At 56.6% G+C, this 23094-nt stretch carries 29 protein-coding genes and 4 pseudogenes; 21 read left to right on the top strand and 12 right to left on the bottom strand.

The window, feature by feature from the left end:
- Positions 1-205: 205 nt before the first annotated feature.
- Positions 206-796 carry a hypothetical protein gene (locus LOY67_RS18735; RefSeq protein WP_265063905.1) on the top strand — a complete coding sequence of 197 codons (591 nt, stop codon included), beginning with the start codon at positions 206-208 and terminating at the stop codon, positions 794-796.
- Between the two features lie 341 nt (positions 797-1137).
- Complete coding sequence (locus tag LOY67_RS18730) at positions 1138-1443, top strand: NIPSNAP family protein (RefSeq protein ID WP_265063904.1); 306 nt, start codon at positions 1138-1140, stop codon at positions 1441-1443.
- An 87-nt stretch (positions 1444-1530) separates the two neighbouring features.
- Here LOY67_RS18730 and LOY67_RS18725 read toward each other — a convergent pair whose 3' ends face one another.
- Complete coding sequence (locus LOY67_RS18725; RefSeq protein ID WP_265063903.1) at positions 1531-1917, bottom strand: hypothetical protein; 387 nt, start codon at positions 1915-1917, stop codon at positions 1531-1533.
- Positions 1918-2146: 229 nt separating this feature from the next.
- On the opposite strand from LOY67_RS18725, the gene LOY67_RS18720 reads away from it, so the two are divergent.
- From LOY67_RS18720 to LOY67_RS28615, 3 genes are all read left to right on the top strand, one after another.
- On the top strand, positions 2147-2365 hold the full coding sequence (locus LOY67_RS18720; RefSeq protein WP_265063902.1) for a hypothetical protein: 219 nt from the start codon (positions 2147-2149) through the stop codon (positions 2363-2365).
- A gap of 360 nt (positions 2366-2725) precedes the next feature.
- Positions 2726-3073 (top strand): hypothetical protein, encoded by a 348-nt coding sequence (locus tag LOY67_RS18715; RefSeq protein WP_265063901.1) that lies wholly within the window; start codon positions 2726-2728, stop codon positions 3071-3073.
- A gap of 41 nt (positions 3074-3114) precedes the next feature.
- The gene (locus LOY67_RS28615) at positions 3115-3513 is read left to right on the top strand and encodes a Rap1a/Tai family immunity protein (protein ID WP_413776144.1); all 399 of its coding nucleotides are present in this window, start codon (positions 3115-3117) and stop codon (positions 3511-3513) included.
- Positions 3514-3795: 282 nt separating this feature from the next.
- Here the strand turns inward: LOY67_RS28615 and LOY67_RS18710 are convergent, their stop codons facing one another.
- The 3 genes and pseudogenes from LOY67_RS18710 to LOY67_RS18700 all read right to left on the bottom strand — a co-directional run bounded on the left by LOY67_RS18710 (position 3796) and on the right by LOY67_RS18700 (position 5470).
- Entirely contained in the window at positions 3796-4230 is a 435-nt protein-coding gene (locus tag LOY67_RS18710) for a hypothetical protein (RefSeq protein WP_265063900.1), read from the bottom strand.
- 290 nt (positions 4231-4520) lie between these two features.
- Positions 4521-4868, bottom strand: a pseudogene (locus LOY67_RS18705) (DUF2867 domain-containing protein); the annotation flags it as partial.
- Complete coding sequence (locus LOY67_RS18700) at positions 4853-5470, bottom strand: DJ-1/PfpI family protein (protein ID WP_265063898.1); 618 nt, start codon at positions 5468-5470, stop codon at positions 4853-4855. The pseudogene LOY67_RS18705 and the gene LOY67_RS18700, both read right to left, overlap by 16 nt.
- Before the next feature lie 96 nt (positions 5471-5566).
- Between LOY67_RS18700 and LOY67_RS18695 the strand changes: the two genes are divergently transcribed.
- The 4 genes from LOY67_RS18695 to LOY67_RS18680 all read left to right on the top strand — a co-directional run bounded on the left by LOY67_RS18695 (position 5567) and on the right by LOY67_RS18680 (position 7913).
- Entirely contained in the window at positions 5567-6127 is a 561-nt protein-coding gene (locus tag LOY67_RS18695; protein WP_265063897.1) for a TetR/AcrR family transcriptional regulator, read from the top strand.
- A 314-nt stretch (positions 6128-6441) separates the two neighbouring features.
- Positions 6442-6987 (top strand): hypothetical protein, encoded by a 546-nt coding sequence (locus tag LOY67_RS18690; protein ID WP_265063896.1) that lies wholly within the window; start codon positions 6442-6444, stop codon positions 6985-6987.
- A gap of 145 nt (positions 6988-7132) precedes the next feature.
- Positions 7133-7333, top strand: coding sequence for a hypothetical protein (locus LOY67_RS18685; RefSeq protein ID WP_265063895.1), 201 nt, complete (start codon positions 7133-7135; stop codon positions 7331-7333).
- 97 nt (positions 7334-7430) lie between these two features.
- The gene (locus LOY67_RS18680; RefSeq protein WP_265063894.1) at positions 7431-7913 is read left to right on the top strand and encodes a GNAT family N-acetyltransferase; all 483 of its coding nucleotides are present in this window, start codon (positions 7431-7433) and stop codon (positions 7911-7913) included.
- A gap of 46 nt (positions 7914-7959) precedes the next feature.
- On the opposite strand, the gene LOY67_RS18675 is transcribed toward LOY67_RS18680, so the two are convergent.
- Together LOY67_RS18675 and LOY67_RS18670 are read right to left on the bottom strand one after the other, a co-directional pair.
- Positions 7960-8166, bottom strand: coding sequence for a DUF6434 domain-containing protein (locus LOY67_RS18675; RefSeq protein ID WP_265063893.1), 207 nt, complete (start codon positions 8164-8166; stop codon positions 7960-7962).
- Positions 8167-8238: 72 nt separating this feature from the next.
- Positions 8239-8307: pseudogene (locus LOY67_RS18670) on the bottom strand (type II toxin-antitoxin system HicB family antitoxin); the annotation flags it as partial.
- Between the two features lie 141 nt (positions 8308-8448).
- On the opposite strand from LOY67_RS18670, the gene LOY67_RS18665 reads away from it, so the two are divergent.
- Positions 8449-9072 carry a histidine phosphatase family protein gene (locus tag LOY67_RS18665; protein ID WP_265063892.1) on the top strand — a complete coding sequence of 208 codons (624 nt, stop codon included), beginning with the start codon at positions 8449-8451 and terminating at the stop codon, positions 9070-9072.
- 22 nt (positions 9073-9094) lie between these two features.
- Here the strand turns inward: LOY67_RS18665 and LOY67_RS18660 are convergent, their stop codons facing one another.
- On the bottom strand, positions 9095-9979 hold the full coding sequence (locus LOY67_RS18660) for a LysR substrate-binding domain-containing protein (RefSeq protein WP_265063891.1): 885 nt from the start codon (positions 9977-9979) through the stop codon (positions 9095-9097).
- 106 nt (positions 9980-10085) lie between these two features.
- On the opposite strand from LOY67_RS18660, the gene LOY67_RS18655 reads away from it, so the two are divergent.
- The 4 genes and pseudogenes from LOY67_RS18655 (at position 10086) to LOY67_RS18640 (ending at position 11356) form a co-directional block, all read left to right on the top strand.
- Positions 10086-10541: a PACE efflux transporter gene (locus tag LOY67_RS18655; protein WP_265063890.1), complete on the top strand. Its 456-nt coding sequence runs from the start codon at positions 10086-10088 to the stop codon at positions 10539-10541.
- Between the two features lie 17 nt (positions 10542-10558).
- A pseudogene (locus LOY67_RS18650) lies at positions 10559-10684 on the top strand (cysteine hydrolase); the annotation flags it as partial.
- Positions 10685-10730: 46 nt separating this feature from the next.
- A complete protein-coding gene (locus LOY67_RS18645; RefSeq protein WP_265063889.1) occupies positions 10731-11000 on the top strand; it encodes a YceK/YidQ family lipoprotein in 270 nt (89 codons plus the stop codon).
- Positions 11001-11011: 11 nt separating this feature from the next.
- Complete coding sequence (locus LOY67_RS18640; protein ID WP_265063888.1) at positions 11012-11356, top strand: hypothetical protein; 345 nt, start codon at positions 11012-11014, stop codon at positions 11354-11356.
- 22 nt (positions 11357-11378) lie between these two features.
- Here the strand turns inward: LOY67_RS18640 and LOY67_RS18635 are convergent, their stop codons facing one another.
- Entirely contained in the window at positions 11379-11804 is a 426-nt protein-coding gene (locus tag LOY67_RS18635; protein ID WP_265063887.1) for an HD domain-containing protein, read from the bottom strand.
- 209 nt (positions 11805-12013) lie between these two features.
- Between LOY67_RS18635 and LOY67_RS18630 the strand changes: the two genes are divergently transcribed.
- Together LOY67_RS18630 and LOY67_RS18625 are read left to right on the top strand one after the other, a co-directional pair.
- Positions 12014-12724, top strand: a complete 711-nt coding sequence (locus LOY67_RS18630; RefSeq protein ID WP_159285814.1) for an AzlC family ABC transporter permease — start codon at positions 12014-12016, stop codon at positions 12722-12724.
- Entirely contained in the window at positions 12721-13029 is a 309-nt protein-coding gene (locus tag LOY67_RS18625) for an AzlD family protein (RefSeq protein WP_265063886.1), read from the top strand. The genes LOY67_RS18630 and LOY67_RS18625 overlap by 4 nt, the downstream gene beginning before the upstream one ends.
- An 83-nt stretch (positions 13030-13112) precedes the next feature.
- Here the strand turns inward: LOY67_RS18625 and LOY67_RS18620 are convergent, their stop codons facing one another.
- The 3 genes and pseudogenes from LOY67_RS18620 to LOY67_RS18610 all read right to left on the bottom strand — a co-directional run bounded on the left by LOY67_RS18620 (position 13113) and on the right by LOY67_RS18610 (position 16273).
- Positions 13113-14429 (bottom strand): hypothetical protein, encoded by a 1317-nt coding sequence (locus LOY67_RS18620; RefSeq protein ID WP_265063885.1) that lies wholly within the window; start codon positions 14427-14429, stop codon positions 13113-13115.
- Positions 14430-14616: 187 nt separating this feature from the next.
- Positions 14617-14823 (bottom strand): hypothetical protein, encoded by a 207-nt coding sequence (locus LOY67_RS18615; RefSeq protein WP_265063884.1) that lies wholly within the window; start codon positions 14821-14823, stop codon positions 14617-14619.
- A 239-nt stretch (positions 14824-15062) separates the two neighbouring features.
- Positions 15063-16273 (bottom strand): annotated as a pseudogene (locus LOY67_RS18610) (MFS transporter).
- A 115-nt stretch (positions 16274-16388) separates the two neighbouring features.
- Between LOY67_RS18610 and LOY67_RS18605 the strand changes: the two are divergent.
- A complete protein-coding gene (locus tag LOY67_RS18605; protein WP_047700608.1) occupies positions 16389-16889 on the top strand; it encodes an anti-virulence regulator CigR family protein in 501 nt (166 codons plus the stop codon).
- Between the two features lie 48 nt (positions 16890-16937).
- Here LOY67_RS18605 and LOY67_RS18600 read toward each other — a convergent pair whose 3' ends face one another.
- Positions 16938-18788: a sigma-54-dependent Fis family transcriptional regulator gene (locus LOY67_RS18600; protein ID WP_265063883.1), complete on the bottom strand. Its 1851-nt coding sequence runs from the start codon at positions 18786-18788 to the stop codon at positions 16938-16940.
- Between the two features lie 423 nt (positions 18789-19211).
- Between LOY67_RS18600 and LOY67_RS18595 the strand changes: the two genes are divergently transcribed.
- Genes LOY67_RS18595 through LOY67_RS18580 form a run of 4 tightly spaced genes read left to right on the top strand, consistent with a single transcriptional unit; the run spans position 19212 to position 23089 of the window.
- Complete coding sequence (locus LOY67_RS18595) at positions 19212-20306, top strand: ABC transporter ATP-binding protein (RefSeq protein WP_041023712.1); 1095 nt, start codon at positions 19212-19214, stop codon at positions 20304-20306.
- Complete coding sequence (locus LOY67_RS18590) at positions 20306-21415, top strand: ABC transporter ATP-binding protein (protein WP_265063882.1); 1110 nt, start codon at positions 20306-20308, stop codon at positions 21413-21415. Before LOY67_RS18595 ends, LOY67_RS18590 begins: the two co-directional genes overlap by 1 nt.
- A complete protein-coding gene (locus LOY67_RS18585; protein ID WP_258625617.1) occupies positions 21412-22278 on the top strand; it encodes a carbohydrate ABC transporter permease in 867 nt (288 codons plus the stop codon). The genes LOY67_RS18590 and LOY67_RS18585 overlap by 4 nt, the downstream gene beginning before the upstream one ends.
- Positions 22279-22288: 10 nt before the next feature.
- Entirely contained in the window at positions 22289-23089 is an 801-nt protein-coding gene (locus LOY67_RS18580) for a carbohydrate ABC transporter permease (protein ID WP_047700612.1), read from the top strand.
- Positions 23090-23094: the final 5 nt, after the last annotated feature.

Raw genomic sequence — 23094 nt, 5'->3', positions numbered from 1 at the left:
GACGTGATGGCAAGACAGGTCGGACCGGGATCGGGTAACTCTGCCCTCTCACAGGCGCTTCGAGCGCGTGGTGGTGATAAGAGCCCGATCAGCGAATTCCATCAGGGACAGAGGCAGAGCCTCACATAAAGTCCGGATGTATGGCTGCAATCTCAACCCCGTCTGTGTTGTCGCGAATTGAAAGCTCGGCAAACTGGGGGCGTCCATGTATGTGAGAGGACCTTGGAAAGATCGGCCCGCCGCCGAAAAAATCGCATTGATCGTCGGCTGGTTGATCATCGCAAGCCTCATGGCATACGCATTCCTGCCGAACAAACCCGAACCGAGTGCTCCCTCACCAGGCATCGAAACTGAAGCACTGCCCCCCACAGCCCGACACAACCGCGCCAGTGCACAGGCCTTGAGCAGTGCAACCAGGTACCTATCGCAGCTGGATAGCGCGATGACTGAAGGGATGCACCTACTCAAGGCCAACCAGCTCCCTGAACTGGCCGCTCACAGCCAAATATTCAAATCATTGCTTAAAGAGGGCTACGCGCAATTCGGTCGCTCCGTGTTTCAACCCTTAGGCAAGTGCACCTCGGCGGCCGTCTTTGCCAACAGCTGGTGGCAGGCCCAAGTGGCAGCCGCTCGCCAAGGCGGTACTGAGCCGATTCCCGGCTCGATCCAAAGCCACTTGGATGAGTACACACTCAACCGAGCTGACTGCCTGCAAAGCGCGAATCCCCCGGTCGAAACCGCTACGTCAACCATCGACAAAACACGGCGGATTGGTCAGCGCACTTATCAGCCATGACAGGCTGAGAGCAACGCGTCGATGCAGGTGACGACGGGCAGAAATCGGCCGATTGTGTTGAAAAAGTCGGCCATGGTTTGCGCGTCAGAAAAGTACGCGTCCGAGATTGAAATCTTTACTTTTGGCAGAGGCTTTCTGACTCGGATTTCACGTAGCAGCGTGCAAAAAAGGCGTTTTCACCGGTCAATGGCTATGCAGTTTGGGCAGACCGACTTTTTCAACAGAATCGGCCAATTGCAGTCGTTCGCGAGCGACAGTCTCCGACCCAAAGCTGCCATCGACGACTCAGCTTATGGCATGTGTAGAATAGCGATTTCCCCCATTTTCAAAGGAATGACCCAGTGATCACTTGCCACGTCAGGTATGTAATCGATCCCTATCAGATCCCGGCTTTCGAAAGCTATTCTCGCCATTGGATTCGTGTGGTGAACCGTATGGGAGGGAGCCACCACGGCTACTTTCTACCAGCCGAAGGCGCCAATAACATCGCTTACTGTCTATTCAGCTTTTCCAGCCTGGCAGATTATGAGCAGTACCGTAGGGAGGCCGGAGTAGATCCTGAGTGCGTTCAATTGGTGAAGCAGGCTACCGAGCAAAAATTCATCCTGAGCTACGAGCGCAGTTTCCTTCGTCCCGTTCTTGATTGAAATGACTGTTTCGGCCATGCTCGGGCAGGCGAAGGAGGCTGCTTTTGGCCGATCCACGCCTGCGTCCACCCCAATAACGAAAAACTCTCAATTTGTAAGGGCTCGCATTATTTCGCTAACCACCGGCCTTGTGTATTTCTCACTGGGGTCAGTCTCAGGCGGGTCGCTACTACGGATCCACTCACCTTGATCGAACGCTTGGTAAAGCGAGAAAGCAGGCTGAGGCATTTCGTTGGTCATACCCACCTCAACCACGGCATTTACGATCCCGTTCATGACGTCGTCGCAAAAATCATAGATCAAAGATCCCTGTAGATAGCCTTCCGCAACCGCAACGGACAGCTCGTTCAGCACATCTTGCGCCGTAACATCAAATTTCTCACAAGTGGCGGTAAGATCACTCAGGGTTAAACCGTCTGCGCCAGCTTTCATCGAAAGCTTCTCGAGCTCACTCTTCGGTAACACCCTGATCATGAGCTTCTTCCGGTTAGGTACGAAGGTACGCTTGCATCACTCATAAGCTCTCTATCCAACAGGGTGGCCGCACAGCCGCCACATGTTCAATGCCATGCTGCAATACGGCTTCATTGACGGTCAACTTCAAATCCAGGCAATGCCCGCTTCGGGTTAGCAGCCGTTATTCCTTGCACCAGCCAAACGGGCTGAGTACGTTCTGAAAGCGCTTATAGCCACGGAGGTGCATATGGAAAGCCATGCAGCATTGGAAATAGAGCAAGCGGCTTACGATGAGTTTCTGATCCAATGGAATCAAGACGCCTTCCAACAACAGAGGCTCGGTCAAGCTTTCTACAATTTTTTCAACCTTCATAAGCTAGCGGATCAGACATTGCTGACTGGCCTCTATGAGGCTGACGGTCAAAAAGCTACAGCCCTGATTTCCCGAATTTTCAACATTAGGTAGTAGCCGGCTACCGGCCAAGAACAGTCGATAGGATTGTGGGAGACGTTGCAGCAATCGAGCAAGAGCCTTGGTTGCCTGGTTACCTCTAAGAGCGCGTGCCCAACAGGCGCTGCCCGCCGACGCGTGAAGGCCCTTTACCGTCTCCTTAACCGCGAAAGCTGCCTGCGGATGGAATAATGGCAAATAGATGGCTATGCTTGCTTGGATCCCGGATCGACTGGACAGATTTGGCATTCCGTTTGCGAAAATTCGGGCGCCCCGCCGTGGCGATGAGGAGGATCCCGACGTCAATAATCGCCACGTCGAGTTCAAGTGGAAGGTGCGAAATTGCACCTCTTCAACCCTAATCAAGATCAACCGATGCAAAACACTTTGAAAACTTTGGCTTGCTTACCGATGCTTTGGGTCACATTAGCCAGCGCAACTTCACCCTGCACAGGTGATGGGTGCGTTGACGAAGCATCGGCTTCCTTTATTGCCCCATACGATTTTTTCGAGGCCAAGTGCTCTTCAGTGAATCCTGGTATGCGAGAGCGATACTCTGCGGTGGCCGCCACCTTCCTACAGGATGCGGATGCAGATTTCCTCAAAAAATTGCGGGCTTCTGAACCCTACGCTCGTGTGTTCGCCCAGATAGAATCGAAGGCAAACTCCTTAAGCTCAGATGAGCTTGGCAACGCTTGTGAGGAGTTCTCTAAAGAAAACTAAAGCCCAGCAAAAAAGAGCAAAAAACGAATCTAACTAGAACAATGAGCATCGATATGTCGAAACAGCTATTCACGTTCCTTCTTATGGCAACCCTGTCTACTTCTACTCTGGCTCTCCAAGAGTCCCCGCAGCAGACCCTCAAGTACGATGGCAATGAGCTACTTAGCGCCTGCCACGAGTGGAGCAATTCGGATGCATCTCGAAGAGACCCGTTCAGGGCTGGCTACTGCGTTGGTACCATACTTAGCACGAAGAGCACGATATCCGGTTTGCAACAGGCTCAATTGATGAAGCCATTCTTGTGCGTTCCCAAGGGGATTATTAACAGCGAGTTGATTAAGTTGGTAATGCTGCGCCTGGAAGACGATGACGAGTTGCGCCAGCTGAACCAAAACGTGGCTGTTGCCACTGCGCTATCGGATGCCTATCCTTGCCGATAGGATAGCGCCCCTTGGGGGCGTCGCAGTGTATTCCTTCCTCCTCTTCTCAATAGCAGCGTTTGAGCGGGGATGCCCCAAAAAAGGCATAAAAGGGAGGTGGCAGGAAAGGGATTTATTTGCTGTAAGTAAATTTTTCTCTTTTTCTGTTCGTTCCCTTTTCTGTTTCTATCGCGGACTATTAGCTTCACACATTAAATTATTTTAATCCGTCTAGCTCTTTTACTGCAGACCACATCACCGGCCAATCTTTATAGATTTCCGTGTATTGCGTGCCGAAACACATTAAGTTAATTCAATATTTTTGACTGCAATACTATGCGAGTAAAAAGTTTCGTCACCCTCATAAAGAAACTTAATGGATAATTTGTTTTCGAGATAGTCACGCCTTGATATCAGCTCATCACGACATGACTTTCTATCATGGTACTCTGCTATCGCGTTAATCGAAAACACCAGCTTGCTTTTAGGCGTCACACCGATTTTTAGGGTGCTGAAAGGCAGCTCATTATGCTTGAAGTCAATATAATATGAACCAACGCCATTTTTATCTCCCATAAAATGGGGTTTATATGTAGCGCTGCCCGCCAATTGAAATTCCTTACCTAGCTCGATGCCGAGAAATGGCTTAACCACATCCCAATTTGTAGTATCAACCAGCGTTGTGCAAGAAGCACACAGCCCAGCAAGCACCAAAGGTACCCCGCTCAATAAACGCATAGCTTCGATTGCCCCGAATGTCTAATTATAAGTTAGCTATAAGCAAGCGATATAAGTGGCGTAATTTTTCCGCCATTCCGTATGACGCCCCCCGTCCCAGCCTTACATTTTAAGGCAACTGCGTCGAACATGGGAGGTATGACATTGCCAAAAGGGAAGGAAGAACTGTTGAGTTATCGCAGCCTACCTGATAGTCGTAACCCACCGATCTTTTGCAATAGAGCTTTTTCGCTACTCTTTCGATGGACGTGTTAGACCTCAGGGGGCACACAACGCTTTCAGTCTTCGTATCAGCTAGCCAAAGGCCAACCGACCCGCGCCGCACGAAGAAGGCTGGCCTTAACAACCAAGCGGTGAAACGGGGCAATCATCAAAATGTAGGCCCGGCCTAAACGCTTGCGACACTGCACCACGGTTGAAAAAACCAGTTGGCGACTGCCTTCCTGTTCTGCCTCCTCAGCACATAGGATCGATATCCGGAAGTCGAGGTGCTTGTCGTCTTCTCCCAGCACGATTTCAGTCTGGTTCGTGCTGTAGACCTTGAAGATTCCAACCCGATTGGCAAGCGTTGCCAACTGTTTGGCTGTCTTGAGACTAAAACAGGCAACGATGTCTCGGACTTTCATGAGCCAGCCGATCCGCTCACTTTTCCTTGGCGAATACTGAGCCCGATCAAGGCATCATAGAGCGCTTGCTGCCCAGCTGGCAGAACAGGGAGCAATGTCGCACGGCGCTTGGCAACACCGAACCAGGACTCCACCAACCATCCCACCAGATAGAGTGCCGAAAGGCATCCGCCAGCGGTGGCAACGTTCCCCTGGCATACAAGAGGCTGGTCCATGGGCTCAAGTCCCAGGGCTTGCAAGCTCGATCGTGCATCCGGGTGTGTCGTCGCTTGGCCGCTGAGCAGCCCAAGCCGTTCGAGAATGAAAGCGCCGGCGCATATGGAGCCGATTCGCTGGCGTCTGGCGTCAAGTTCAAACGACGGCAGGAAATCTGGGGCGGCAAGTGCCGTGGGTATACCTTCCTTGCCGCTGGCGAACAATATCGCGTCGGCACTATTGGCCTCCGAAAGCGGACCGTGCACCGAAACAGGCAGGCCATGTGCCGATCGCACGATAGGGCTAGCACCCAATATTCGGACGTGCCAGTCCTCAGTGTTGCGGCCTAAGATGTCCCACATCAGGAACAGGTCGATATCCGTGAATTGGTCGAAAGCAACCAGAACGATTTTCTTCAAGGCGAACTCCATGACAAGTGCTGGTGTTCGCAACGTATCAATCGGGTGTGCACCCTACACAGTCTGTATGGTGCTAAACAGGGAGCGAAATAACGGGTGAAAAAACTAACGCGTAACCATTGGATCGCGGCTGGTTTTGAGGCCCTCGACCAAATAGGGCACCTGGGCGTTTCGGCCGAGAGTCTATCGCGCCGATTGAATGTGACCCGTGGATCGTTCTATCACCATTTCCGCAATCGCGAAGACTTTGTCCGCACCTTGCTGGCCGCTTGGGAAGAAGACTACACAGAGCGCATGCTTGCTCATGCGGCGCAGGGTCGGAGCGCGGGCGAAACCTTGAAACGCTACTTGAGTATCGCCGCTGAGAAACAACCTGGACGGGAAGTTTCCATTCGAGCCTGGTCGCTGCACGATCCGTTGGTAGGCGAGTTTCAGCAGCGTGTCGACACAAGACGACTGGACTTCGCGATACGGACCTGCCGCCGCTTGCTCCATAGGCCGGGCGAAGCAGAAGTGATTGGTCAAGTGGCCCATTTGTGCCTGATTGGCGGTCAACAGGCAGGGCTACGGCGTGATGCCGCTCGCTTCAATCGTTTCATGCATCGAGCCTTTTCACTTTTCGAAGGGGCTCTTCCACCGTGGCGGGCTAAGTCATGAGCTAATACCTTCCCGGCGTGAAATGAGTCCCTACACAGGTGCTATGGGCAGGCAACAGACTTTCGATACTGGTGCTTGGACCATAGGAGACGACCAATTTCCACTCAGCTTCAGAAAACAGAGCAGGCCACGAGTAAGACAGACCGATTACGGGATGAACCCAGAATCGCGGATTGCCCCCGATCTCTCATGATGCTCCCGGCTCGTAGTGGCGAAGTAATGATGCTAGATTCTGCGCGTTCGATGTGCGCGCTCATCCGGCCCAGCGGGAATACCTGACCGTCTCTCAACCTATCTTGTGGATATGGAAATCAATGAATAACTTCAAGCTTTCGATTGCGCTGTCCTGCTCTGTTGCCATCGTGATGTTGAGTGGGTGTGCTGCCTCCGTGAAAAGCGGCGGAACTGAAGCGCTGGTCATCCAGGAGTCAGCCAAGCAGAACCTGATCGTCAACTTCCAGGGAAACAGCAAGGTTGAACAAAACGAGGACTGGTCTCGCTTGAAGCAAGAATGGAATGACGCTCTGCAAGTGGAAGCGACTCGCGCGGGCTACCACCTTGTCGAAGCCCAGCCGACAAGTCTCGACGGTAAAGACGGAGTCGGCATCAAGATCAACGTGACCAATTTCCGTTACCTGACCCCAGGTGCACGCTACGGAGCCGGTGTCATGGTAGGAAATGCGTGGGTCAACTCCCGCGCAGATTATTCGGACTTGAAATCAGGCCGTCTGATTGGCACCCGGACCTATGACACGTCGTCCTCCGCTTGGGAAGGCGTCATGTCGGCCATGACCCAAAAGCAGGTTCAGGCTATTTCTCAGCAAATCATAAGTGACATCAAGAACGCGAAAGCCAAGTAAGACGATCCTGGCTTTAGGGAAACGGACAGAAAGGAAATAAGCTTTGCTGAGGTGCAAGGACGGCAATGCTCGATCCTGGATCATGTGTTCTGATGGGCGAGCCGCACTGAAGCCGATCAGGCACGCCCTGAGGAAGGGGTGATCGATGACAAAGAAAAATCAGGAAAGCAAAGCAGTGACTGCTGCTGACATCGAGCGCTCTATCCAGGCACTGAACAAAATGGCTGAACGCCTCTGGGGCGATGGCCGGGAAGTTGAGGCGAAAGCGCTGCTCGATGCCTTGGATGCGTTAAACAGAGCGCTCGACCGGATCAGGATTGGAGAGAGCCGTAGGGTTCTTCATTGAAGGCAAGAGCAGGCCGGTAACGCGGGGTGGGACCGGGGGAACTGGTTATCCAACCCATGCTCTCTATAGTCACCCGGTAATGTCCAGAGTGCTTGTCATGTCTGCCCCCTCTGATCAAAAAAACGCTGTCGTTTTACGCGGAGCATCAACCTGCGATCTGGAAGATCTGGTAGCCATTCGGATTGAGGCCATGCGCGAAAGCCTGGAGAGGCTTGGGCGATTTGATCCTGATCGTGCGCGCGAACGGTTTCTTAATGGTTTCGACGTCAGCAGTACACGCCGCATAGAGGTATCAGGTGATCTGGTCGGTTTTGTCGTTATCAAAGACCTTCAGGACGAGCTGCTGCTTGACCATCTGTATGTAATACCGAGCGCTCAAGGAGCAGGGATAGGCACTGAAGTTCTCACTCGGATTTTCCGAGAAGCAGATGAGATCGGACGTTCTATCAGGGTTGGCGCTCTCAAGGAAAGCGCCTCGAATCGGTTTTACGTTCGCCATGGTTTCGTATTCGTAGAGAGCAGCGAATTTGATAATTATTATGTCCGCGCCAGCAGTAAAACCGTTAGCTTGGGCCACTAGGCGAGTCCCAATACAGTGATCGGTTGGGTGGGTATGGGTATCGTGGTCAGCGGCGTGTGTGTAGCCATTGGTCTGCCACATCACCCATCGTCGATGGCTCGCCGCTCTTGATCCAGGCCATAAAGGCGCGATCAAACTTGAATGCGCCGCCGCATTCGTCGATGAGGAACTGGCGTACCTTCTGGGTACTCCGGTAGTTCTGGTCGATAAGCGTGGAGCGGGTGATAGGTCCTGAGTGCCAATCGAATGCCATGATCATTCCTTTGATTGATGCCGGTCCTTCCCGGTGCGGCATTGAAAATAGCATTCCCGCGCCACGTTATCGAACAAAGCCTGGCAGGGTCACGTTGACCTTCTCGGTTTTGCCCAGGTAAGGCGTGATGTCCATTTCCAGCGTGTTTGGATGCTTGAACATGTGATGGCTCCCGGTTACTCGACCCGAACCCGCATTGCACGAGAACCACGTAAAAAGGTGACAAACGTTGAGCCATCCGTTGTCGATAGCCCGGCCTCATAAAACCTAAGAGGTGAATCCATGCATCTATGCGTCATACGGCACGGTGAAACCTGCGCGAACGCCGAACAACGTTACCTCGGATCGCTCGATCCAGCACTTAACGAACGGGGCAGGGCACAAGCTCTCGCGCTCCTAGGACATCTGCCTGAAAACCTGGACGCAATCGTCGTTTCTCCACGTCTCAGGACCCAGGAAACTGCCGATATCATCAACCGCTCCCTGAATCTCTCCAGCGAAATAATGGATGCCTTCCGAGGGCGCGACGTTGGCGTTTTTGAGGGCCTGACTCCGGAGGACGCAAGCGAACGTTATCCGGAATTGTGGTCACAGAACATCACGCGTCGCTGGGCTGCTGGCCCGACGGGTGGGGAGTCGGTCTCTGATGTGGTGACGCGAGTGAGAAGGGGTTTGCTTGAGCTTGGAGATCGATACCGGTCAAAGACTATCCTGCTGGTTACCCACGGCTTCATTGCCAAGACGATATTTGCGCTGGCAAGGACAGACTTTTCAGACTTCTACGATTGGCAGCTCCCCTGTGGAGACATGCTCATGTTGGAGAACGTTGATGTAGAAGAGCGCGACGCTTTTGGTCAGAAGCGTCCTGAGGGTTGGAGTTGTTCAGATTTGGTCTTGGATAGATGAAACAGGCACGAGCACCCGATGCTCAGCCTATAGTCTGCGTCAGCAGCCACTCACTAAAAAACCGCACAGCCGCTTCCCGCTCCCGCCCCGGCACGCACACCACGCTATACCGTGCCCCCGGCAGACGCACCTCAGGGCGATAGCCAACCAATTGCCCTCGCGCAACCGCGTCAGCAACCAGCACATTACTGGCAAGCACCAGCCCATGCCCGGCGATTGCTGCCTGCAACGCGTGTTGCTCCTCGTCATAACGCCGCAAGCGCGCGTCATCCAACCAGCCGAGGGTACCGGCCTTGGCGCACCAGGCAGGCCAGTCGACCGCGAGGTTCGAGCTGCTCAACCACGGCACGTCGATCAGTTCGACGGGCGAGTTCGCAGCGGGCGGTTGCCAGTCGGGGCGGCAATAGACGCCAAAGTACTCATCCAATAAAGGCTGCTCGAATAGCTGTGGATCAGTCATGAACAGGGCGCGGATCGCCAGGTCGATGCTTGCGTCACGCCGCAGGTCCACCACCTCGTTGCTGCTGTGCAGGCTGACGTCGATCTCCGGGTGCAGGCGATGAAAGTCCCCAAGCCGGGGTATCAGCCACAAGCTGGCAAACGCCGGCGTGGTGCTCACCACCAGGGACTGGGCAGCACGAGGCGGCGACAGCAGTTGCAAGCCGTGTTGGATATCGAGCAGAGCCCGGTGGATGTGCGGGTGAAGGCGCTCGCCATCGGCGCTCAGGCGTACATTCTGGCTGGAGCGTTTGAACAGTTGCACTCCGAGGAAGGCTTCGAGGCTTTTGACTTGATGGGAGATCGCCGCCGGGCTGACATTCAGTTCCTGGGCCGCTGCCTTGAAGCTGCTCAGCCGTGCGGCAGACTCGAAGCCGCGCAGGGCGGTGAGGGGCAGTTTGGCGAACATGGGAGGGTGGGTTACTCAGGTTGAGCGTGGCTCAATTTAGCTCAATTGTGCGTGGGCGCTCAACTCGCCAGGCTGTGGTCTCCTCACCCCAATCGAGAGAGCCACGATGCAAGGCGCTCCCCGCAAGATTCTCCAGGCGATCCTCTATGAGGTTGGCGGCGTGCTGTTCGTGGCGCCGGCCCTGGCGCTTACTTACGAACAAGGTCTGGCCTATTCGACCCAACTGTCGTTGGTGATTTCCGCCGTCGCGCTGGGCTGGAACATGCTTTTCAACGGCTTGTTCGAATGGTGGGAGCGCCGCCAGTACCATCGTCATCGCAGTTGGCGACGACGCTTGTTGCATTCCTTGGGATTCGAGGGGGGATTGACGCTGATCCTGACTCCGGTGATTGGGGCGTGGCTAAGCATCAGTCTGTGGCTGGCATTGATCACCAACCTGGGGCTGTTTGTGTTTTTCTTTTTCTATTCACTGGTTTTTCAATGGGTGTTCGATCGCGTGTTCGATGTACCGCTTTCGGCGCAGCCTGATCAGGATGCTGCCTCCAGTGCCAATACTCCCTGAGCCTGAATGGACCCCGGGCCGACGGTCATACCACCTCGGACTCACCGGTGATGAGCGCTGAAGACAGTGTGGCTCACCACAACGCGACGCTGGATGGGCCGTTCTGCCAACTGGTTCCGGCAGAGGAGCAGGACTTCCGGTAACTTGGGCTTGTTGCCCAACGCCCGCGATATTTTTGGAGTGCTCCATATGAAGTCTTTTCTTGGCGCGATCACCGTCATGCTCCTGACGGGATGTTCGACGCTTGCCGAAACCTTTGACGATCACCCGCGTTGTGGTGCTCATCCCTATTGCGGATCTTCCACGGATATCGAGGTGTTCAAGGGGGCGACGGAGGAAAACGCTGGCGTGCTCCGTGTGTTGTTACCGGTGGCGCTCATTGACCTGCCGTTCAGCCTGGTTGCCGATACATTGTTCCTGCCGTATACCGCGTTCAATACCGAACCTGCGCATAAGTAGCCGGAGGAAGCGTGGCTGTGAGAAACAGGTTTATAACGGGTGCGTTTTTTCTGCTGATGGCCATGATTGTTCAACCGGCCTACAGCAGTGGGGGAGATGAGACTGAAGAGAGCGCATCGTTGCTCTGCAAGCTGCTGGATGGCATGGATGCCTTGACCCAGGCTTCCGAGTTCTCGGTAGAGCATCGTACGGTCAATATCGTCATAGACGGTTCTTCAGAAGACGCCCGCAACCTTTGTCCGGAAATCAGCGCGATGGTTGAGGAGCAGGCGTTGGTCTTTAGCGAAGGCTGGGTGGTCGAGATCGTATCTTCCAAACCGGACTATCAAGTCATCGGCACTTGCCCGCTGTTGTGAAAGTCTTTCCGCCGGCACTTTGTCACTCGAGCGCCGTCAGGTACTCAGCGGCCTTGCGATACTTTTCAACCCGCTCCAGATCGTTCTGGCTCGGCCTGTCTAGCCGTGATAAATCACTGTTTTCCGCGAGGTCGGCGAGTTTCACCCGACGCGCCAAGGGGTCAAGGCCAGCCCGTTCGATGAACGCCTGATAGGTCTCGCCTTCGCGCTTGGTGAGGGATTCGATGGCGGTCAGAATAGCCTCGCTGAAACCCTCGTTGCGCAGGTCTGCGAGTGTCACGTGGGTGTCTTCGACCACGTCATGCAGCACCGCCACGATACGTTCGTCGTGATGCACCAGACGCAACATGACCTTCAGCGGGTGCAGGATGTAAGGCGAGCCACCCTTATCGGTTTGCCCTTCATGGGCCCGGGCGGAAATCGCTATGGCTTTCTCAAGCGTACTCATGCCACCTCACTCGTTCTCCAGGGATGCTCGACGCGGGGACTGATCGACCGTGCGGCAATCTTAGCGTCAGACAAGCGTCTTCGATATGAACGCGTTCACTGAAGCATGAGGTTATCGAATAGGGCCTGTTCGAATTATGTGCTTTTCGGAAGTCGCCTTCGGCTCGCATACTGATTCCTTCTAAGCCGATCCTTGAACGAGGCGCTGTCTTGTCAAACGTTGAACCCCCTCTGCACGAGTTGAAGCGCGAGTACATCTACGACGGCTTCCGGCTGTTGATGCCGATCTCTCTGTTCGTCGTCGTGTTCGGGGTCGCGTTCGGCCTGGCTGCAGCGCAAACGGGCTTGAGTGATACGTCGGCGGTACTCATGAGTACGCTGGTATTTGCCGGCGCTTCACAATTTGCCGCGCTGGATCTGTGGGGCGAACAGGTGCCCGTGGTGCCGTTGATCATCACCGTGTTCGCCATCAACGCCCGCCACCTGTTGATGGGCGCGACGCTCTACCCGTGGCTGCGGGAGCTGCCGGTGGCCAAGCGCTACGGCGTGATGCTGGTGGTTTCGGACGCCAACTGGGCCATGGCGATGCAGGCGTTCAACCGCGGTAAACCGGGGTTCGGGTTGTTGTTCGGGGGCGGCATTGCGCTGTGGGCCGCCTGGATCCTGGGCAGTTGGCTGGGCCTGCATTTCGGCAGCGCCATCCAGAATCCCGTCAGTTTCGGGCTCGACATGGTGATGGGGTGTTTCCTGCTGGCGATGGTGGTTGGCGGCAAGAAGAACTTGCGCATGTTCATCATCTGGACCGTCGCGGCCTGCTCTTCGCTGATGGCTTACTGGTACTTACCGGCCAACAGTCATGTCGTCGTGGGGGCTTTGGCGGGCGGGCTGCTGGGCGCGTTGTGGATGGAGGAAAAACAATGAATATCGCGACGGCGGGGTATGGCACGCTGGTGATCATCCTGATCATGGCGCTGGTGACATTGGCGACCCGCTGGGGCGGGGTCTTCGTGATGTCGTTCGTACCGATCAGCTATCGGGTGCAGCAATTCATCACCGCCATGTCAGGCTCGGTATTGGTGGCGCTCCTGGCACCGATGGCGGTCAAGGGGGATGACGGCGCACGCCTGGCGTTGCTCACCACGGCAGTTGTCATGCTGGTCCTGAAGAAACCGTTGCCGGCGATTGCGGCCGGCATACTGGCAGCTGCTGTGGTGAGGCACCTCTGATGTCTATGATTTTATGAGGGGAAAGCCCCTGATCGTGAGCTCTTCATGATTTCCCGAGGGAATAACTGCTTTTTCTCCATGCCTTACCCTTTCAGTCGCAATACGAAAGGGAATACCCGGCGGTTCTCAGCAAACCGACCGACTACGACGATGGCATGGTCCTGCTGTACCGTCAGTGCTGACAGAAACATTTCGTCCTTCATGGGATACTCGTTCCAGCCATGGTTTTTGCCGAAGCTGGCATCGAACGTCCCATCGGGCTGATAACGTCCAACAATCAGGAGCTCTTCATTTTTCCCGGAGCTGCCACAGGTGACAATGCGCCCGTCCGGTTGAACGGCACAGTCGTGCCATCGAGAGCTACCATTCATGATACTCAGGATGGGCTCGCCATAATTGAAATTCGGATCTGCGCTGCCTTCCTTGTCGATGCTTGCCAGCATTCCATGACTCGTAAGCCGAGTGGCGGCGCTCTTACCGCTGCCGACTCCGACAAGCGTGAGGTCGTTTCTGAATGTGATGGAGTTGAAAGTTCCTCTGCCTTTATCGTCGAAATCAAAGACAAAGCCACCTGCGCCAAAACTCAAGTCGAGCTGTCCGTTCAAGTGTACTCTGACCCATGCCATGTAATTCTTTTGGTTGTACTGTATATGACCTCCCAGATAGATATGGCGATCGGTGACCAGCATGCTTCGTGCATTCACATGATGGGTATCGGGGTACGGCTTGGGATGCTCAATGATACTTCCTCCCTTGTTGCCAAAGTCCTGTACGAGATTGCCCAAGTCATCCAGACACATGAGCAGCGTCAAGGCTTTGCCCTCTCTCACAGTAAATCCCGAAATGTACGTGCGCCCGCCATGCAGAAATAACGAAGTTTGCCCAGGCTCAAGATACTTTGGGGCAGGTGAGTCGGCTGCAAAGTTGTAGCTGCTCAAGCTTAGATTATCGAAATCTTCATGAAGCGGAACGGAGTGACCGTTGACGCCGAATGAAAGATCCGGGGTGCCGTCTGGCAGGTAACGGGCCAGTGCGAAATTGCTAACCATAACATCAGGTGGAATTATTACTCTTCCAAGGATGAGGATTTTTCCATCTGGTAATACGTGAACCTGATCTGCCAGGCTTGGTAAGTCAGGTACGAATGAGTTTGTGACGGAGCTGCCGTTATTGAAGGTTTCATCGGGAGTACCGTCAGGATTGAGCACAGTAATCAGGTATTGACTACTGGCGTTGAGGGCAGTGCCACCCACGATATACAGCTTGTTCCCTGGACCGATTGCAACATCGGTGGCGTCTGTTCCGGAAAGAATGAGGATCTGACCGTTATTGAATTCGGGATCAAGTTCGCCTGCCCGGGGTGAGGCTGCGTTTGTAGTTTTACTGTTGTCGGTGTCCACGCCGGTATCTCCATTTGGGGTACTGGCGTCATTTCATGCCTCGATCCGATTCATGGCTACTGTCAGAGTTGACAGGTCGCGCAATGTATCTGATGAGTGGTGATGGAAAGACTTATGCAGTTCATAAATCCTGTACACATGTTTCCAGAATGTGTTTCTCCGGTCCCCTCGACACCGGAGTGAGAAATCAGATCGTGCAGCCAGTGCCTTCCACGAACGAATGCTCCAGAACGGGAGCCATGAAGAACAAGGCCGACTCCTGCGTCGCATCAACAGACGGCAGTCCAAAACCACCCAGCACCTGTGCATGAAACTCACTCAGCCGTATCGATTCTTCTTCCTTTGCCTTTGCCATTCTCGCGTGGTTCGCTGCGATTTCATTGAGAGTTGACACGGTACATCTCCGGTGGCCGACCAAGCGTGATTGGGTTGTCGCAGCGCCAGGATATCGTCGTCCTGGCTGCTACGGCGATTGCTGCAAACCCTGAGCCAGACGTGACCGGGCAAGGTTGGCCACGTCTGACAGGCGACGAATGGATTCGTACACCTAATGCCTCAATCATGCCTAAACAATAAGTCAGTAAGCGTGCAGCGACGGGCTGACAGCGCGAGGTCATCATCGGTTGCGCGAATTCATTCGGTATCCGCGCCACGGAACGTTGATCGAGGACTCCGGCTTCGATAGGCCACCACCACCCCGAAGCCGATCAGGCCAGTCGCCAACGCCAGCAGCAGAATCAACTTTTGCAATCCGATCGGTGCGGCCAGCAGCGCGACCAACAGGCCCGCCAGCGGTTGTGACAGGTTGTTGAGCAGTGTGATGACGCCGACGGTCTTGCCGAAGTCCTGGGGCGGAATGACTTGCTGGCGGATGCTGCGCATGTAGACGTTGAACATCTTGTCGAAGCCGACGACCAGCAGGAAACCCACCACGTAACCCCAGGCGTTCGGGCTGAGGGCGGTGATGAAGGCGCCTGTGGCGATCAGCGTGTAGGACAGAATACCCAGCCACTTCAAGGGCAGCGTGACCCGTGCCAGGAGGAACAGAATGACGATAGTGGTCACGGCGCCGGCCGCCTGCAGCCCGGCGTAATAGTCCTTGCCGGCGCTGTAGTGGCCGATGACCATGGCCGCCGAAGTGGCGAGGGTGACACCGATGATCAGATTGACGCCGACCGCCAGGCTGATGAGCTTCTTCAGCTCTGCCAGGTTGCGGATATGGCTGAAAGCGATGCGTAGCGGGTTCAGCCAGAGGTCGTGGTGTTGCTCAAAGGTTTCCAGGGTGACCGAACTGGTGCGCTGCCAGTACCGCATGGCCAGGTCCGCCAGCAGAAACAGCGCGGAAATGGCCAATACCACCCAATGCCATGCTCACACGTCGAGCATCAGCGCGGCGAGCAGCGGGCCCAGTACCAGTCCGCCCTGGTCGGCGATCTGCGAGTAGGACAGGGTTTTGGTATAGGTGTAGTGCTTGAAGATATACGGCATCACCACTTCGCGGGCCATGATGCCTTGGGTGGTCAGCACGCCGCACACGGCCGAGAGGGCGATGATCCAGTAGAGGCCGCCAACGATCCCATAGAGGGCCATGGCGACGACGCACGCCACGGCGCGGTAGACCTGGCTGATGTGCAGGATGCGGATGGGCGGGAACTTGTCGCACAAGGCGCCGCAGATCGGGAACGACAAATAGCGCGGCAGGGATTCGACGAAGAAGGCCAGGCCCGCCCAGGAGACGCTGTTGGTGTCTGGAACACAATCAACGGGACGATGAACAGCAAGATCTGGTCGGCCAGTCGGGAGAGGAACAATGAGACGAAGAAGGCCAGGTAATCCTTGTGCATGGAGCTCCTTGATAGCGTTCGTTGCAAGCCTCAGCAGCAGGAGACGTGATGTGGAACTAATATCACCCTAAGCGTCCATATGTGCAGGGACATTCCCTTTTTAGTGAGAACCATAATGCTCAAATCGCGCTCGTTGATTGCAGTGGTGACTTGCTTCGCCTTGGTGGCGGGGCCTGAAATTGTCGTTGCGGATCCGGGGAACGGCAAGGGAAACGCTCAGTTCGACCAGGGTCCGGGTCACGGGCAGGGAAAAGGAGGACAAGGCAACAAGGGTGGTCAAGGCAACTACGGTAACCAGGGTGGCAAGGGCAACGCTCACGGTGGCGGTGGCGATTGGCACAACGGCCCGAGCATCGACCGAGGCGGTATCATCGGCGTGATCGGCGGTTATCGCGATTATTGGAGCCCCGGCCCGGCACTGCCGCCGGGTATCCAGAAGAACCTCGCCCGGGGCAAACCGATGCCGCCGGGTATCGCCAAGAAGCTGGACGGGCGCCTGTTGGGACGCTTGCCGCACTACGATGGCTACGAGTGGCGGCAGGTGGGCACGGACCTGATCCTGGTAGCGATAGCCACTGGCATCATCTACGAAGTTCTGAACGGTGCGTTCGATTGAGACTCGGTTGAATCAGGCGTAGCAGCCTGTCCGCAGGCTGCTGCATCCTCAGCTCTCAAGCTGCCGCAGACGTTTGTACAAGGTATTGCGACTGACCCCGAGCCGACGTGCCAGGTGCGAGATGTTTCCGCCCACCGCCTGCAATTGGCGGTTCAGGTCTTCGGCATCGTTCAAGTCCACCGACAGCGGCTCCGGTGTGTCCACCGGGTCCATTTCCAGGTCCACGAAGAAGTCATCCGGCAGATGTTCCGGGCGGATCGGCTGTTCCTCGGCCATCGCCAGGGCCACTTGCAGCACACTGCTGACTTGGCGCAGGTTGCCCGGCCACGGATGACGCTCGAACAGCTCCTGCACCTCGCGGCTCAGGCCGGCCCATTGGCTTGGTTCGCGGTGATGTTCCCAGAGGCGTTTGAACAGGGCCTGCTTGTCGCTGCGTTCGCGCAGGGGCGGCAGTTCCAGGGTCAGGCCGCCGATGCGGTAGTACAGGTCTTCGCGGAAGCGGCCCAGTTGCACCTGTTCGCGCAGCGAGCGGTTGGTGGCGGAGATGATGCGGATGTCCACCGGGAACAGCTCGGCGCTGCCCACCGGTTGCACGCAACGCTCCTGCAACACCCGCAGGAGTCGGGCCTGGGTCGGCAGGGGCATGTCGCCGATCTCGTCGAGGAACAGCGTGCCACGGTCGGCCTTGCGGATCAGGCCGATGCTGCCCTTCTGGTTGGCGCCGGTGAAGGCGCCTTTTTCGTAACCGAACAATTCCGATTCCACCAGTTCGGCCGGGATCGCCGCGCAGTTGACCGCAATGAACGGCTGCTTGCAGCGGGAACTGGCCTGGTGCAGGGCCTTGACGAACACTTCCTTGCCGACGCCGGTCTCGCCGTGGATCAACAGCGGAATGTCTTTTTCCAACAAGCGCTCGGCCTGGCGCACGGCCTTTTCCACACGGCTGTCACCAAAGTGCAGGGTGTTCAGGCTGATGACGTGGGTAGCAGCAGCCGGGGCGGGCGAGGGCGCCGGCTCGGTGAAGATGCGTGGCTTGATCGACACCTGGTTCGGGCGCTTGAGCATGCACTGGAAACGATGGCGCCCAGCCGCTTGCAAGGAGAACGGCAGGCCGTCGGGCTGGTTCAGCAATTCCAGCAGCGAAACCTTGAACAGGCTTTCGATGCTGACCCGCGACAGGCTCAGGCCCAGCAGGTTGTCGGCCCGGCGATTGGCGGAAAGCACCTGGCCGCTCTCGTCGAAAATCAGCAGCCCGGCCCATTGGCTGTCGAGGTTGTTCAACCCGGTGTTGAAGGTCAGCTGGAAGTGTTCACTGCGGAACAGGTTGAGGATCAGCCGGTTCTCCACGGTCTGGCTCATCATCTTGACCATGCCCAGGGTGTGGGAGGGCGGCAGGTAGCTGTCGCTGGACACGTCCAGCACGGCGATGACCTTGCGCTCGGCGTCGAAGATCGGCGCGGCGGAACCGGTCATGAAGCGGTTGGCCTTGAGGAAGTGTTCATCGTGTTCAATGTGCACCGCCTGCTCACAGGCCAGTGCGGTGCCGATGGCGTTGGTGCCGGTGCAGCGCTCCATCCAGCTCGCCCCGGCGCTGAAGCCGTGGGCCAGTTTCGGCTCGATGAAGCGCTGGGTGCCCCAGGAGGTCAGCACCTGGCCCTGGTTGTCGGCCAGCATGATCAGGCAATTGGAGTTGCTGAGGATGTTTTCGTAGTACGGCAGGACTTCCTGGTGGGTGGTCTGCACCAGGGAATGCTGGCTCTCCAGCAACTGGGCGATGCCTTCGGCGGGCAACGGGTCGAAGGCTGGTGCGCTCTGGTGATTCAGGCCAAAGGCACGGCAGCGGGACCAGGAAGCCTGGATGATGGCGTCGTGGGACAAGGCAGGAGCTGGTGCGGCCATGGGGCATTCTCGCAGGAGCTGTTTTTATTGTTGTGGTGAGTTTCGCACAGACTCCTTGTGCTGGGGCAAGCCCCGATTGCCAGGTAGAACGCAAATCCTGTGTGGGAGCGAGCCTGCTCGCGATAGCGGTCTATCGGCAATATGGATGCTGGCTGATCCACCGCTATCGCGAGCAGGCTCGCTCCCACAGGAAAACAGTTTCCGCCCGAGAAAACGTTCATTCATTGTTGTTCAGAATTGTTCATTGTCAACCTACGAATTGTTCAGTTGTTCAATCATGTCTGTTCACTTGTGTTCATCGGCGAATACATTTTTCCTACAAAAAACACCAAAACCCAATAAATTCAGGCGGTTGGAATTTCTGGCACGCCTTTCGCTTTTAACCTTCGGTCGCTTGACTCCAAAAAATAAAAAGGCCGAGCCATGTCATTAACGCTTGAGCACATCTGTCGCACCGTCGAAGGCCAGACCTGGATCGACGATGCCAACCTGAATTTCGAACCCGGATCCTTCAACGTTCTGTTGGGCCGCACCCTGTCCGGCAAGACCAGCCTCATGCGTTTGATGGCTGGCCTGGACAAGCCCGACAGCGGGCGCATCCTGATGAACGGCGTTGATGTGACCAATCGTCCGGTGCGACTGCGTAACGTGTCGATGGTCTATCAGCAGTTCATCAACTACCCGACCATGACCGTTTTCGAAAACATCGCCTCGCCCTTGCGCCAGGCCGGTGTGTCCAACGAGGTGATCCAGAGCAAGGTGCTGGAAACCGCGAAGATGCTGCGGATCGAAAAATTCCTGAAGCGCCATCCACTGGAACTGTCCGGCGGCCAGCAGCAGCGTACCGCCATGGCCCGCGCGCTGGTGAAAGATGCCGAGCTGATCCTGTTCGACGAACCCTTGGTGAACCTGGACTACAAGCTGCGCGAAGAGCTTCGCCAGGAAATGCGCGAACTGTTCCAGGCTCGCCACACCATTGCCGTCTATGCCACCACCGAGCCCAACGAAGCGTTGGCCCTGGGTGGCACGACCACGATCCTTCACGAGGGGCGGGTGATCCAGAGCGGCAAGGCGGCCTCGGTCTATCACCAGCCGCAAACCGTGCTGGCCGCCGAGCTGTTTTCCGAGCCGCCGATCAACCTCATGCCGGGCCGTATTGCCGGTAATGAAGTGAGCTTTGCCAATTTTGTGCACTTCCCGTTGAACGTCGACCTGCGCCCGGTGGGCGAGGGCGAGTTCCGTTTCGGCGTGCGTCCCAGCCATATCTCGCTGGTGCCGAGCAACGACGACGACCTGGAACTGGCGGTGACCGTCGAGGTGGCCGAGATCAGTGGTTCGGAGACCTTCCTGCACGTGCGCAACGAGCATTTCCTGTTGGTGCTGCACCTGCCCGGCGTGCATGAGTACGACGTGGATGCGCCGATCCGCATCTACATCCCGACCCACAAACTGTTTGTCTTCGATGCCCAGGGCAAGTTGGTTCAGGCCCCCGGCCAGCGTATTGCGAGGGTTGCCTGATGGCTGAAATACATTTGCAGAACCTCGCCCACAGCTACACCAGCACTCCGGCGGGGCCCGAGGATTACGCGATCCGCGAGATGAACCACGTCTGGGAGCAGGGCGGCGCCTATGCGTTGCTCGGTCCATCGGGCTGCGGCAAATCCACCTTGCTCAATATCATTTCCGGACTGCTCAGCCCCTCCGAAGGCCAGGTGAAGTTCGACAACAAAGTCGTCAACGACCTGAGCCCGGAGCGGCGCAACATCGCCCAGGTGTTCCAGTTCCCGGTGGTGTACGACACCATGACGGTGTTCGACAACCTGGCCTTCCCGTTGCGTAACCAGGGCATGGGCGAGGCGAAAGTCCACACCAAGGTGCAGGAAATCGCCGAAGTCCTCGACCTGCAGAACCTGCTGGACAAAAAAGCTCGCAACCTCACCGCCGACGAGAAACAGAAAGTCTCCATGGGCCGTGGGCTGGTGCGCGATGACGTGTCGGCGATCCTGTTCGACGAACCGCTGACGGTGATCGACCCGCACCTGAAATGGAAGCTGCGGCGCAAGCTCAAGCAGATCCACGAGCAGTTCAACATCACCATGGTCTACGTCACCCACGACCAGTTGGAAGCCTCGACCTTCGCTGACAAGATCGCCGTGATGTACGGCGGCCAGATCGTGCAGTTCGGCACGCCTCGGGAGTTGTTCGAGCGCCCGAGCCACACCTTCGTCGGCTACTTCATCGGCAGCCCGGGCATGAACCTGATCGAGGTCACGGCGCAACCCGGCGGTGTCGGTTTCGGCTCGACCCATTTGCCGCTGTCCGCAACCCTGCAGCAGCGTGTGGCCGAGGCTGAAGGCAAGTCCTTGAAAGTCGGCATCCGTCCCGAATTCGTCCACGTCTGGGAAGGTCCCTACGACGACGCGATGCGGGCCGAGGTGACGCATGTCGAAGACCTGGGCACCTACAAGATCCTGACCCTCAACCTCGACGGCGAACCACTGAAGGTACGCCTGGCCGAAGACAAACCGGTGCCGGAGGGTACGGCGTACATCAGCTTCCCGGCCCAATGGCTGATGGTCTATGCCGATGAATATTTGCTGGAACCGCTGAGCGAGGTGCAGCCATGAACAAGGTGCAGAACAACAAGGCCTGGTGGCTGGTGCTGCCGGTGTTCCTGCTGGTGGCCTTCAGTGCCGTGATCCCGATGATGACCGTGGTCAACTATTCGGTGCAGGACATCTTCGACCAGTCCAGCCGCTACTTCGTTGGTGCCGACTGGTACAAGCAGGTGCTGCTCGATCCGCGGCTGCACGATTCGCTGCTGCGCCAGTTCATCTACTCGGCGTGCGTGCTGCTGATCGAAATCCCCCTGGGCATCGCCATCGCCCTGACCATGCCGACCAAGGGCAAATGGTCGTCGCTGGTGTTGATCATCCTGGCGATTCCGCTGCTGATCCCATGGAACGTGGTCGGCACCATCTGGCAGATTTTCGGCCGCGCCGATATCGGCCTGCTCGGTTCGACCCTCAACGCCCTGGGCATCAACTACAACTATGCGGCCAACACCATGGACGCCTGGGTGACGGTGCTGGTGATGGACGTCTGGCACTGGACCTCGCTGGTGGCGCTGCTGTGCTACTCCGGGTTGCGGGCGATTCCGGATGTGTATTACCAGGCGGCGCGGATCGATCGGGCGTCCAACTGGGCGGTGTTCCGGCACATCCAGTTGCCGAAGATGAAGAGTGTGCTGCTGATCGCGGTGATGCTGCGCTTCATGGACAGCTTCATGATCTACACCGAACCGTTCGTGCTCACCGGCGGCGGACCGGGTAACGCCACCACGTTCCTGAGCCAGACCCTGACGCAGATGGCCATCGGTCAATTCGACCTGGGCCCGGCGGCAGCGTTTTCCCTGGTGTACTTCCTGATCATTCTGTTGGTGTCGTGGCTGTTCTATACCGCCATGACTCACTCCGACGCCAACCGTTGAGGCCTGCACGATGAGCAATAAGAAGCTGATTCCGTTGCTGCTCTATATCCTGTTCCTGCTGGTGCCCATCTACTGGCTGCTGAACATGTCGTTCAAGAGCAACACCGAGATCCTCGGCAGCCTGACCCTCTGGCCCCAGGATTTCACTTTCCACAACTACAAGGTGATCTTCACCGACCCGAGCTGGTACACCGGTTACCTGAACTCGCTCTACTACGTGAGCCTGAACACGGTGATTTCCCTGTGCGTGGCGCTGCCGGCGGCGTATGCCTTCTCGCGCTACCGGTTCCTGGGGGACAAGCACCTGTTCTTCTGGCTGCTGACCAACCGCATGGCGCCACCGGCGGTGTTCCTGTTGCCGTTCTTCCAGCTGTATTCGTCCATCGGGCTGTTCGACACCCATATCGCCGTGGCCCTGGCCCACTGCCTGTTCAACGTGCCGTTGGCGGTGTGGATCCTCGAAGGCTTCATGTCCGGGGTGCCGAAAGAAATTGATGAGACCGCCTACATTGACGGCTACAGTTTCCCCAAGTTTTTCGCCAAGATCTTCATCCCGCTGATCGGCTCCGGCATCGGCGTGACGGCGTTCTTCTGCTTCATGTTTTCCTGGGTCGAATTGTTGCTGGCCCGCACGCTCACCTCGGTGAATGCCAAGCCGATCGCGGCGGTGATGACCCGCACCGTGTCGGCCTCGGGGATCGACTGGGGTGTGCTGGCGGCGGCAGGGGTGTTGACCATCCTGCCGGGCATGCTGGTGATCTGGTTTGTTCGCAACCACGTGGCCAAGGGCTTTGCCCTGGGTCGGGTCTGAGGAGT

This window comes from Pseudomonas sp. B21-056 (assembly GCF_026016325.1).
In the GTDB taxonomy this organism is placed as follows: Bacteria; Pseudomonadota; Gammaproteobacteria; order Pseudomonadales; family Pseudomonadaceae; genus Aquipseudomonas.
This window is presented reverse-complemented; position numbering and strand designations above follow the sequence as displayed.